This is a genomic window from Serratia sp. SCBI, from assembly GCF_000747565.1.
Classification (GTDB): domain Bacteria; phylum Pseudomonadota; class Gammaproteobacteria; order Enterobacterales; family Enterobacteriaceae; genus Serratia; species Serratia ureilytica.
Map to the genome: position 1 here is coordinate 1,617,450 of NZ_CP003424.1, position 12,112 is coordinate 1,629,561.

Genomic DNA, 12,112 nt, shown 5'->3' on the forward strand with positions numbered 1-12,112 from the left:
GGCGCCGAAATACCTGATAAAAACCGGCTATTATGAATATATTAATTGTTAATACATTATATGCACCATTCAAGGTTGGCGGCGCGGAAGTGTCTGTGCAACTTTTGGCGGAAGAGCTGGTTTCAAAAGGCGATAGAGTTCGCGTAGTTTGTTTACACGATGAAAAGTTCAGAAAGCAGACGGAAATAAATGGCGTTGAGGTGGTTTATTTACCGCTGAAAAATCTGTACTGGCCTTTCAGTAATGAGCAAAAAGGGAAGTTGTCAAAAGTCGTCTGGCATTTGGTTGACAATTTCAATCCAATGATGGGAAAGGCTTTCTCCAGAGAGTTGGATGATTTTAATCCCGATGTGGTACATACCAATAACATCAGTGGCTTTTCTGTTGCGATTTGGGACTGTGTCAAAAAAAGGAATATAAAACTCGTCCATACGGCTCGTGATTATTATCTCTTTCACCATAACTGTACGCTGTTTCAACATGGGGAAAATATGGATGTAGGTTCTGCAGCGGTCCAGTTGACATCTATGGTGAAAAAGCGAAAAAGCCAGAATGTCGATAGGTTTGTCGGCATCAGCAAATACATCTCTGCATTGCATCAAGATAATGGCTTTGCCATTAATGCCCGACACAGCCACATCTACAATCCGATAAAAAAATGTCATGTTGCCGACCAATCGTCGTCGGTTATCCGGATTGGCTTTATTGGCCGTTTGACCGCAGATAAAGGGTTCAAGGCGTTCTGCGCCAAAGCGTTGGAAATGACGATACCGGGTGAGGTGGAGTTTTACGCTGCCGGGCGTTTTTCCTCCTCCGATGAAGGCCGCGCCTTGCAACTCAGGGCGGAGGAGGCTGGCGTCCATCTGTTGGGGTTTGTGCCGGTAGAATCCTTCCTGGCTCAGATTGATATGGTTTATTTGCCTACACTCTGGAATGAACCGTTTGGCCGAGCAGTAGCGGAAACGGCTGCTGCCGGCAAGCACGTCTTCACTTCTTTCGCCGGTGGCGTTGCTGAAATCGCTGAACATTACCCCAATGTATATCAGCTAAGTGAATTTACGTTGGAAAAACTGCGAATCTTAAAAAATGAGCGCGTCGAGTTTGTTGATGTGAATCCCTTTGACGCCGGGCGGTTGGCTGCGGGTTATCAAGAGGTTTATAAGAGCTGATATGGGATTCTCATCGAAAAAATTCGCAGACTATTTTGTTATCACCTATCTGGTAGTAATTTCAATCAGTGGGGTTATCAATATCGTCGCTCACAATACGACGCGCCTGATACTGCTTTATAAAGATGTCTATTCATTGGCATTACCGGCGTTTTTGCTGCTTTATCTGGCGGCCAATAAGAGTAGAACCGGCCCGGGTTTTAGAAGCTACCTACTGCTGTTTATTGGCATGGTTATGCTTTCCCTGTCATATGTTCTTATTTCTATTCTTAACAGCAATTTTAAAATTGGTAACGTCGTTACGCAATTCCGCTTCGAATTGTTTACCTATTCGTCGTTGCTGGTTGCCGCACTCTTGGTGTGTCTAGAGCCTGAACATCGCATGAAATTGCTGATGAGGCTGATTAAAGTTTACGTCATAGTCACCGTTGTCAATGCTATTTTCGCCATACTGGAAAGCGTGTTTTCAGGTTTGCTTTATGCGCTGACCGGGGTAAGTCCTGGATTGCAATTTACGCAAGTGGGAAAAGATAATGGGCTGATTTTACGTACCGCAAGCGGATTCTTTAGGGCGATAGGTCTTTTTAGTAGTCCTTTTACACTATCTGAGTTTTTATTCTTCGGTCTCATATTAAGTCCATTTGTTAGTAAGAAAAATCGCTTGAGATATATATTGATTGTCTCGGCCGGTATTGTCTGTTCCACATCGAAAACAGCTATAATTATGGCCGGTATTTATTTTGGCTATCTGTTTGTTCGTCGATTCCTATCGTTGAAAGCCAGTTTAGCCAGTGTGGTGCTTGTATGCGTGGCATTGTCATCATTCTTCTACGCAACCATGACGGACATGGGGATCTATAAATCTATCTATTCAAGCGATAATAATTATGCAGAGCAAAGTATTCTGGAAAGGATCTTACTGATTGAAGAAGTGAGAAATAGTGACACCTATTCAATTTTTACCGGAGCAGGTTACGGCGTTAACGGTAATGCCGCGGTCGGTGATGATGCTGCGCTGCCGTTGGACAGTATCTATATTTTCTTGCTTTCCAACTATGGCGGAGTGGGAATTTTCATCTTCTTACTTGCTGCGTCAATTATTTTGCTGAAACTGTATAATAAAGTCCGTTATGGACAGTTCTACACGGGCGTGTTCCTGTATTGGATGATTTCGCTATCTATCAACTTAGTTTATAACAACCCGATTACTAATTATCCAGGGTATGTTTTCTCGATTATTATTTCTGCTTTGCTTTTGTCATTTAGACAAGATGAGTTTTCTAAGATGGCTGATGCCCAAAGGCTCCAAGCGCAGACACGATAAGCTTGAATTGTATAGTGGCGTCGTCATAGAGGTATATATGATTGTTGTTAATGCACGATTTCTCACACAAGAGTTAACAGGGGTGCAGCGCTTTGCCGAACAGATTAGCCTGGCGCTACGGGAACTACGCGACGATATCGTTTTTGTTTCACCTGGTGACATAAAGAATACGAAGGCTGCTGAGTCGCTCAATGTAAAGGTGGTTGGACATCGAACCGGGCATCAATGGGAACAACGAGACCTGCCAAAATATCTGAAAGCCAATGGCAATCCATTGTTGATCAATTTAGGGAATACTGCGCCGCTGTGGTATAAGAATAAGGTCGTGACTCATCATGACGTGACTTATAAGAAATTCCCGCAGAGCTATTCTAGAAAGTTTCGGTTGATGTATAACCTGCTGATTCCCATCATGCTAAAAAACAGCCGTGCACTATTGACCGTTAGTGAATTTTCTAAAAAAGAAATTACGACGGCTTATGGTTACAATCCGAAAAATACCTTTGTGATCGCCAATGCTGTATCCGATCTTTTTTCTCGCAGAAGTGTCGAGAGTGCCAGCAATACTGATGAGCGTTTTCTGTTGGCGGTTTCTTCGCCTAACTATCATAAGAACTTTCATGGTTTACTGGCCGCTTTTTCTGCCGCATGTCAAAATACGGATGTTAAACTTAAGATTATCGGTGGAAAGAATAAGAATTTTTCAGGCATGGATTTCTCTGGCAATGATGAGAACGCCATGAAGAATGTTGAATTCTTAGGGCGAGTCACCGATGAAGAGTTGGTGGCGATTTACCAACGCGCTTTAGCGTTTGTTTTTCCTTCGTTCTATGAAGGCTTTGGTATTCCTCCATTGGAAGCCCAAGCTTGCGGATGTCCCGTCGTTTCGTCGAACCAGGCCTCCTTACCCGAAGTATTGGCGGATAGTGCCCTGTATTTTAACCCGTATAAGCATCAGGAAATGGTTGATGCACTGAATAGAATTATCAACGATGAATCGTTGCGCGAACAGCTCAAAGAGAAAGGGTACAACAACATCGGTCATTATTCCTGGCTTGAATCGGCCAAGAAGTTGGAAAATATTATCACTCAGTTGAGATAGCGCTAGGGTATTAGGCATTCGGTAATTGTAGAACGTTATTATGAAATTACGGATGCCTGGCATATCTGAAGAGACGTTGAGAAGATATCATTCAGCGATTCAGAAAAGCCGAATCATTAGTGAAGAGTATTCTTGTATTGGGATTTCAAATTTAAGGTGAGTTGGGGAGAGGTATGTCTGAACAGAAGTCGTTAAATGTCGGGGTCGTAGCCGATTGGTTGGTGACCTACGCAGGAGCTGAGCGCGTAATAAAAGAGTTTATTGACATATATCCCGATTCTACTCTCTATTCCGTGGTCGATTTTTTGTCGGATGCCGCTCGACAACAGATTCACAACAAGCATGCCACAACCACATTCATACAAAATCTACCGAAAGCCAAGACCAGCTATCAAAAGTATTTGCCTCTGATGCCGTTGGCTATTGAGCAGCTTGATGTCTCCTCTCATGATGTCGTGCTATCCAGCAGTCATGCTGTGGCCAAAGGCGTTCTGACTGGACCCGATCAGCTGCATATCAGCTATGTGCATTCGCCCATCCGTTATGCCTGGGATCTGCAGCATCAATACCTGCGCGAAGCTAACTTGATGAAGGGCATGAAAGGGCGGTTGGCTAAATGGTTGCTGCACAAAATTCGCATGTGGGACTATCGTACCGCTAATGGCGTTGACCATTTTATCGCTAATTCACAGTTTATTGCGCGTCGTATTAAGAAAGTGTATGGCCGTGAAGCCGACGTTATTTATCCACCTGTTGATGTGGATCGATTCTTACTTAATGAAAACAAGGATGATTTCTATTTTACGGCGTCGCGAATGGTCCCTTATAAGCGTATGGACTTGATCGTTGAAGCTTTCAGTGCGATGCCTGACAAGAAGCTGATCGTGATCGGCGACGGCTCGGAGATGGCGAAGATCAAAGCCAAAGCGGGCAAAAACGTTGAGATCTTGGGATACCAGAGCAATGAGGTATTGCAGGATCACATGTCCAGAGCCAAAGCGTTTGTTTTCGCTGCTGAAGAAGACTTCGGCATTACGCCGGTAGAGGCGCAGGCATGCGGAACACCCGTTATCACCTTCGGTAAAGGTGGCGCGTTGGAAACCGTGCGTCCGTTTGGCGTCAGCAATCCTACCGGGCTTTTCTTCTCGGAACAAACGGTCCCTTCGTTGGTCGCTGCCGTAGAGCAATTTGAGAAAATACAGGACCAAATCAGCCCTGTTGACTGTCGTACTCAAGCCTGCAAATTCTCTGCGGAACGTTTTCGCAGTGAGCTGACCGAATACATTAATGCCAAATGGCATGAGTTCAATACCGCGAAAACCATAAAATACTGATCGGTGAGATTTATTATGAGTAATATTTATCCTGTAATTATGGCTGGCGGTACCGGAAGCCGTTTATGGCCTCTCTCAAGAGAATTATTTCCGAAACAGTTTTTAGCGTTGTGCAGTGAATTTTCCATGTTGCAAACCACGGTCAACAGACTTGATGGGTTGGAGATATCAAACCCGCTGGTGATCTGCAATGAAGAGCACCGTTTTATTGTTGCAGAACAGCTGCGACAGATTACTCGTTTATCCCACAACATTATTTTGGAGCCGGTTGGGCGCAATACGGCACCGGCCATTGCACTGGCCGCGTTGCAGGCGACCGCTGGCGGCGAAGATCCTTTATTGCTGGTTTTGGCAGCAGATCATGTTATCCAGAATGAGGAAGCATTCCGTACGGCTGTATTGCAAGCGGTGCCTTACGCTGAAGCAGGAAAGCTGGCGACCTTCGGGATTGTGCCGACCGGTCCGGAAACAGGGTATGGTTATATCCATAAAGGTGAAAGTATTGATGGGGCGCTTGCCTCTCGGGTGTCTCGCTTTGTTGAAAAACCGAATCTGTCGACGGCTAAAGAGTATCTTGCCAGCGGAGAATACTTATGGAACAGCGGGATGTTCCTGTTTAAAGCCAGCCGTTATCTCGAGGAGTTGAATAAATTTCGGCCGGATATTTTGGCTGCGTGTCGTCAGGCCTTGCTGCATACGGCGCCGGATCTGGATTTTGTCCGTGTCGATCGCGAAGCCTTTATTGTCTGCCCAGATGAGTCCATAGACTATGCGGTGATGGAGCAGACAGCGGATGCCATCGTGGTGCCGTTGGATGCGGGGTGGAGCGATGTCGGTTCCTGGTCGGCGCTTTGGGACATCAGTGCGAAAGATGCAAACGGCAACAGCACCTTTGGTGATGTGTTGCAACATGATTGTTCAAATAACTATATTCGTGCCGAACATAAATTGGTCGCAACGGTAGGTGTAGATAACTTGGTTATCGTTGAAACCAAAGATGCTGTGTTGATCTCGAATAAAGATAAAGTGCAAGATGTTAAAGAGATCGTCAATCATCTGAAACGTGGACAGCGTTCGGAATGCAAGCAGCATCGTGAGGTCTACCGCCCATGGGGCAAGCATGACGCCATTGCGCAAGGCGAGCGTTTTCAGGTACGTAAGATAACGGTTAAACCTGGCGAGAAACTCTCATTGCAGATGCACCATCATCGTTCAGAGCATTGGGTGGTCGTTTCGGGTACCGCCAAAGTTATAAAAGGCGGTGAGACGAAGTTTGTAACTGAAAACGAATCTATTTATATTCCATTAGGTACTGAACACTCATTAGAGAACCCAGGAAAAATTGCATTGGATTTGATTGAAATTCAATCCGGCTCTTATTTGGGTGAAGACGATATTATTCGCATTGATGATAATGGAAAATACAAATAACGGTGATGTGTCTTAAGCGTGACATGTTTTCGTAAATTTTTTGGTAAGGATTTTTAGATGACTCAAACTTTAACTTGTTTCAAAGCATACGACATTCGTGGCCGGTTAGGTGAGGAGTTAAATACGGATATTGCCTATCGTATCGGTCGGGCTTACGGTGAGTTTTTGCAACCACGCGAAGTTGTGGTTGGTGGCGATGTTCGTTTGACCAGTGAAGAGCTGAAACTGGCGCTGGCTGAAGGTTTGCGTGATGCCGGCGTTGACGTACTGGATATCGGGCTCAGCGGTACCGAGGAGATTTATTTCGCGACTTTCCATTTGGGTATTGATGGTGGCATTGAAGTGACCGCCAGCCACAATCCTATGGATTACAATGGCATGAAGCTGGTGAGAAGCCAGGCCAAACCGATCAGCGGTGATACCGGCTTACGCGATATTCAGCGATTGGCCGAAGGGAACGCGTTTGCCGAAGTGGATCCCTCTGCGCGTGGCAGCTACCGTAAGATTTCCGTAGAGGATGCCTATATTGAGCACCTGCTAGGCTATATCGATGTCAAAAATCTGAAGCCGCTTAAACTGGTGGTCAATTCCGGCAATGGTGCAGCAGGGCATGTGATCGATGCCATTGAAGCACGTTTCAAGCAACTGCAAGTTCCGGTCGAATTTATCAAGGTTCACCATCAGCCGGATGGTAATTTCCCTAACGGTATTCCTAATCCTCTGTTGCCTGAGTGTCGTGAAGATACGGCGCAAGCGGTTCGCGCGCATGGTGCCGATATGGGCATTGCGTTTGATGGCGACTTCGATCGTTGCTTCCTGTTTGACGAGAAGGGCGGCTTTATTGAAGGTTACTATATTGTTGGCCTTCTGGCTGCGGCGTTTCTGGAGAAAGAAACCGGTGCCAAAATCATTCACGATCCGCGCTTAAGCTGGAACACGATTGATGTGGTCAACGCCAGCGGTGGCGTGCCTGTCATGTCGAAAACCGGCCATGCCTTTATCAAGGAACGCATGCGTAAGGAAGATGCTGTCTATGGCGGTGAGATGAGTGCTCACCACTATTTCCGCGAGTTTTCTTATTGCGATAGCGGCATGATCCCATGGCTCTTGGTTGCCGAATTGCTTTGTCTGAAGAATATGTCCCTCGGACAATTGGTGGCCGATCGCATGGCTGCCTACCCGGCTTCCGGGGAGATTAACAGCCATCTGCAAGATCCTCAGGCATCGATTGATAAAGTCCTGGAATGCTATCGGTCTGATGCGCTGCTGTTCGATCACACCGATGGTATCAGTTTGGAGTTTTCTGACTGGCGATTCAACTTACGGAGCTCGAACACGGAGCCGGTGGTTCGCTTAAACGTTGAGTCGCGGGCGAATCCGTCATTGATGCAGCAGAAAACAGAGGAAATTCTTGCCTTGCTCCGCAGTTAAACTCTGCACTTACGCTATATTGGAAGTTCGGGGCTGTATTGCCCCGGCTTTAGGAATATAGGTACCAGAGAGAACTAACAAAAGGCATCTATACTATGCTAGCGAATAGGCCGTTATCTATGAATGGTTTCCGTCGTGGGAGTTTGCATACCAATGCGTCCCTGACATCAATGTTGCAACGATTTTCCGATATTTTTATCGTTTTTTGCGGGCTCTACTTATCCTGTCTGATTTCAGGAACGCGCTTCGCCATACAACACTGGGTTATGGTATTAACGTCGATTGTGATATTTCAAATGATCGGCGGCATTACGGATTTTTATCGTTCCTGGCGCGGTGTGCGAGCAGGGTTAGAGATTCGGCTTATTATCCAAAACTGGACGATAAGCTTGGTGATGACTTCGGGTGCTGTTGCATTTGTCAATGATTTTAATAATGAATATATAGTATATATTCAATGGTACTTATTTGTTTGCTGCGGTTTAGTCATTACACGCAGCACTATCCGTTTGATGCTGGGATATATGCGGAATTTAGGATTTAACACCCGTAATATCGCCATCATGGGATCGATGCCGGTTGGTATTCGGCTCGCGGAAACGTTGAGTGATGCGCATTGGATGGGATTCCGGGTACTGGGTATCTATGATGACAGTGCAGAGCCATTGGACAGTGTGATCGAACGCCGTGGCGATTTAGCGCAACTAATTGAGGACGCTAAGTGTGGTCGAATTGATCGGATTTATATCGCGATGCCTATGGAGCAAGAAAAGCTGATCAAGGATACGGTGACTGAACTTTCCGATACCACGTGTTCCGTGATGCTGATTCCAGACATATTCACCTTTAATATGTTGCAGTCGCGATCGGAAGAAATTAACGGCGTATCCGTTGTCTCGTTGTTTGATACACCAATGAGTGGTATTAACCAGGTGATAAAGCGGGTAGAAGATATTGTTCTCTCCATTTTTATCCTGCTCTTTATTTCACCGGTACTGGTGTTGATTTCAGCCGCAGTGAAGTTTACTTCTCCCGGCCCGGTGATTTTCAAACAGCGCCGATACGGCATGGATGGCAAGGCAATTGAAGTGTGGAAGTTTCGCTCCATGAAGGTAATGGAGAATGGCGATAAAGTCGTTCAGGCGACAAAGGGCGATTCGCGGGTGACACCGGTGGGGGCATTTCTTCGCCGTACTTCACTCGATGAGCTGCCACAATTTATCAATGTGCTGAAAGGCGACATGTCGATTGTAGGGCCACGCCCTCACGCCGTTGCGCATAATGAGCAGTATCGTAAGTTGATCAAGGGTTATATGCTGCGGCATAAAATGAAGCCTGGCATCACAGGTTGGGCCCAGATAAATGGCTGGCGGGGTGAAACCGACACGCTGGATAAAATGGAAAAGCGTGTTGAATTTGACCTTGACTACATTCGGAACTGGAGCGTTTGGTTGGATGTAAAGATTGTTTTCTTGACGATATTTAAAGGGTTCGTCAGTAAAACAGCCTATTAATTACTCTGATGGTAAATTGCCTCATCGGGCTTCCTGTTCAACAGGTTGCCTGGGGGCGTGCAGGAGGTCGCGTTGAAAATCCAGCCTTGTACCACACGTAGCCCCGTAAATGGCTATGCGAAAATAGTAAAAGCATGCGCGGTTGCGGGCGCGTTATTGTTCGGTTCATACGGATACGCGAATGCGTTTGAGGTGGGTGTGAACGTACATTTACGTCACTACCCTAAACCGACAGACAACTATCTGTCGTTAATCAAGGAGTATGGCTTTACTTCTTTCCGAGCCGGCTATTTGTGGGGATTGGTAGAGCGAACACCTGGTACGATGAACGTCGCAGATCCGTTGACTAAGGAAGATGATGCTTATCAACACGGTCTCTCTCAGTATGGGTTGAATTCTTTACTCATTCTCGCCTACGGGAATACCGCCTATAACGCACCTGACTACCCCACAACGCCTGCGGCTATCGATGGATTTGCCAATTATGCATACTGGACCGCAAAGCGCTTTAAGGGAAAGGTAAAATATTACGAAGTTTGGAATGAGTGGACGGTGGGAACCGGTATGAGTAAAAAAACGGCCATTCCTCCGCCTGAAGTGTTTGCAGAGCTGGTTAGGAAGACATCCGCCGCCGTAAAACGCGCAGACCCCGATGCCATCGTTCTCGCCGGTTCGCTTAATCCTCTGGGGCCGGCGGGGCTCAGTTGGTTCGACCAATTGATGAAGCTAGGCATACTTAATGATATTGACGGTATCTCGTTGCATCCTTATTCCTACCGTTTGCCGGACTTAGCGTTAAGAACGCCAGAGGATAACCTCAACGCTATCGATAAATTTGAGCAAAGGGTGAAAGCCTTCGCCAAGAAAAGCGTCCCTGTTTACATTACAGAGATGGGGGTGCCGACTTACAATGGGCCCGGTGGGTTAAGTGATGCTGCTGCGGCGCAATACGTTGTTAAGTATACGATGTTGGCTAAATCTCGACCGTATATCAAAGGTATTTGGTGGTATGATCTCATTGATGATGGTGACAACCCGGCAATCAATGAACATCGGTTTGGCTTGCTAAATCGACAGGAACAACCAAAAGCTGCCGCATTGGCTTACGAAAAAATTGCCAAAGTAGCGCGCGATTTCACCGTAAGTGACTACAAAGCATCGTCTGACGGCGTGATAAGTATCGCGTTGAAGGGCAGCGGTAATCAGTATGCGATGCTCTATTGGCAAAAACCGCAAGTGGCGCAACCTTCAGCTCAGGCAAATGGTTTGAGATCATTAATCAGCAGCGCGCCAGTACAGAAGACGAAAGAGTCTGCCGCCCAACCGTTGATTGAGTTAAACAGCCAGAAAACTGTGTTGCAAGGAGATACTCCTGTGTTGATGTTATCCGATAAGCCTATCTCATCGCCGACGCGTTAATATTTTTTTTACTATTTTGGGCTTTTATTTTTCCTGGATTATGACTGATAAATATTTTTCTCAACATCAGGTGGTTTCTATGCAAATAGAGAAACAGGCGAAAACCACCGCTGACAATAAAACTCCTGTTCGTTTGGATTATGTAGACTCGATACGAGGAATTGCGGCGATAAGTGTAGTTATTGCCCATTTTCTGGTGCCGATTTACGGTTACGATAAGTATATTTTTTCCCATGTTTTTGATGTCGGTAAAATAGGTGTCGTATTATTTTTTATTATCAGCGGGTTTATCATTCCCTTTAGTTTTCGTCGTGAAAACGGCGGTGTTCAAGCCTTCTTCATCTCGCGCTTTTTCAGGCTTTACCCTGGATATTGGTTCTCGTTGTTTTTGTATCTTGTTGTTTCTTATTGCTTTGGTGAGCAGTTCCCCTTGCGGCAAATTTTGGCCAACATCACCATGTTTCAAACGGCTTTGCACGTGAAAGATATTGTCGGCGTATATTGGACGCTGTTTATTGAACTGGTCTTTTACATCATGTGTGTATTTGCCTTCATTCTGGGGTTACTCAACAAGGTAAGATTCAATTTTATTTCTGCGCTTGTCATGTTAGGTGTTGCTCTGGCGATGGGAGTTGCCAGGCATAAACTGGATGCTGCGTTTCCTGTCGCTCTGCCGCTTGCATTGTCACTCATGATGTTTGGCGGTTTATGGCGTTCATATTTGTTGGAAGGCGATCTATTCGCTAAAAAACAGGCGATTTACTATATCGCGATTTTTGCTTGTGTCATTCCGCTAGTCAGTTTCTATTCCTATGGTTCGGAGCCCGGGCATACGATGAGATATACTTTGACGTATTATTTCAGCATGCTGCTGTTCATCCTGTTGACAACGCGGCTCAAAATTCATAACAAATTCATGGTGCTCATGGGTGTTATTAGCTACTCTATTTATCTGATTCATCCTAGCCTATTGATTGTATTCGAACATCTGACAGCTAATCTCGACAATGGCACTCGCTATCTTTGGGGGAGCGTCGGGGCGACTTTAACTTTGCCGGTTTCATCTTTGGTATACAAATATATCGAGTTGCCATCGATCCACTTTGGCAGAAGAGTTAAGTCCAGCTTGGTCAAAGCGATGCCTCTCTGAGCATGTTTGCTGCAATTACCTGATTCATTTCTACAGGTATTATCTATGGGCATCTTCATCACCATCGATGAAGATGCCTTTTTTTATGCCTGTTTCCCGCCTTCATCACCGCGCTCCAACTTTTCAACGCTCATGTAATATCTTTATTCTTCAATGAGATAGTTTTTATCTTTATATCACTTATGCCCCTATCCCCATCCCTCCGCGGCGACTAACCGGCATTGCACGTCTGAAAAAA

The 12,112-nt window shown here is 45.7% G+C and carries 9 protein-coding genes; all 9 read left to right on the plus strand.

Annotation, left to right across the window (positions count from 1 at the left end):
- The first annotated feature begins 32 nt into the window (after nucleotides 1-32).
- The 9 genes from SERRSCBI_RS07540 (at nucleotide 33) to SERRSCBI_RS07580 (ending at nucleotide 11,874) form a co-directional block, all read left to right on the plus strand.
- Entirely contained in the window at nucleotides 33-1,169 is a 1,137-nt protein-coding gene (locus tag SERRSCBI_RS07540; protein WP_033650608.1) for a glycosyltransferase family 4 protein, read from the plus strand.
- A gap of 1 nt (nucleotide 1,170) precedes the next feature.
- Nucleotides 1,171-2,493 carry a hypothetical protein gene (locus SERRSCBI_RS07545; RefSeq protein WP_033650609.1) on the plus strand — a complete coding sequence of 441 codons (1,323 nt, stop codon included), beginning with the start codon at nucleotides 1,171-1,173 and terminating at the stop codon, nucleotides 2,491-2,493.
- A 37-nt stretch (nucleotides 2,494-2,530) separates the two neighbouring features.
- A complete protein-coding gene (locus SERRSCBI_RS07550; protein WP_033650762.1) occupies nucleotides 2,531-3,595 on the plus strand; it encodes a glycosyltransferase family 1 protein in 1,065 nt (354 codons plus the stop codon).
- A gap of 173 nt (nucleotides 3,596-3,768) precedes the next feature.
- Nucleotides 3,769-4,929, plus strand: coding sequence for a glycosyltransferase family 4 protein (locus SERRSCBI_RS07555; protein WP_033650610.1), 1,161 nt, complete (start codon nucleotides 3,769-3,771; stop codon nucleotides 4,927-4,929).
- A 15-nt stretch (nucleotides 4,930-4,944) separates the two neighbouring features.
- Nucleotides 4,945-6,360 carry a mannose-1-phosphate guanylyltransferase/mannose-6-phosphate isomerase gene (locus SERRSCBI_RS07560; RefSeq protein WP_042785671.1) on the plus strand — a complete coding sequence of 472 codons (1,416 nt, stop codon included), beginning with the start codon at nucleotides 4,945-4,947 and terminating at the stop codon, nucleotides 6,358-6,360.
- 57 nt (nucleotides 6,361-6,417) lie between these two features.
- Nucleotides 6,418-7,791 (plus strand): phosphomannomutase CpsG, encoded by a 1,374-nt coding sequence (cpsG, locus tag SERRSCBI_RS07565; protein ID WP_042784047.1) that lies wholly within the window; start codon nucleotides 6,418-6,420, stop codon nucleotides 7,789-7,791.
- Nucleotides 7,792-7,910: 119 nt separating this feature from the next.
- Nucleotides 7,911-9,305, plus strand: coding sequence for an undecaprenyl-phosphate glucose phosphotransferase (gene wcaJ, locus SERRSCBI_RS07570; RefSeq protein ID WP_033650763.1), 1,395 nt, complete (start codon nucleotides 7,911-7,913; stop codon nucleotides 9,303-9,305).
- Between the two features lie 72 nt (nucleotides 9,306-9,377).
- A complete protein-coding gene (locus tag SERRSCBI_RS07575) occupies nucleotides 9,378-10,724 on the plus strand; it encodes a cellulase family glycosylhydrolase (protein WP_232230747.1) in 1,347 nt (448 codons plus the stop codon).
- Between the two features lie 79 nt (nucleotides 10,725-10,803).
- The gene (locus tag SERRSCBI_RS07580) at nucleotides 10,804-11,874 is read left to right on the plus strand and encodes an acyltransferase (protein ID WP_042784049.1); all 1,071 of its coding nucleotides are present in this window, start codon (nucleotides 10,804-10,806) and stop codon (nucleotides 11,872-11,874) included.
- Nucleotides 11,875-12,112: the final 238 nt, after the last annotated feature.

Bases quoted from the DNA above. Each gene is read 5' to 3' on its own strand.
- SERRSCBI_RS07540 (WP_033650608.1), top strand. From the start codon at position 33: ATGAATATATTAATTGTTAATACATTATATGCACCATTCAAGGTTGGC.
- SERRSCBI_RS07545 (WP_033650609.1), top strand. From the start codon at position 1,171: ATGGGATTCTCATCGAAAAAATTCGCAGACTATTTTGTTATCACCTAT.
- SERRSCBI_RS07550 (WP_033650762.1), top strand. From the start codon at position 2,531: ATGATTGTTGTTAATGCACGATTTCTCACACAAGAGTTAACAGGGGTG.
- SERRSCBI_RS07555 (WP_033650610.1), top strand. From the start codon at position 3,769: ATGTCTGAACAGAAGTCGTTAAATGTCGGGGTCGTAGCCGATTGGTTG.
- SERRSCBI_RS07560 (WP_042785671.1), top strand. From the start codon at position 4,945: ATGAGTAATATTTATCCTGTAATTATGGCTGGCGGTACCGGAAGCCGT.
- cpsG (WP_042784047.1), top strand. From the start codon at position 6,418: ATGACTCAAACTTTAACTTGTTTCAAAGCATACGACATTCGTGGCCGG.
- wcaJ (WP_033650763.1), top strand. From the start codon at position 7,911: ATGAATGGTTTCCGTCGTGGGAGTTTGCATACCAATGCGTCCCTGACA.
- SERRSCBI_RS07580 (WP_042784049.1), top strand. From the start codon at position 10,804: ATGCAAATAGAGAAACAGGCGAAAACCACCGCTGACAATAAAACTCCT.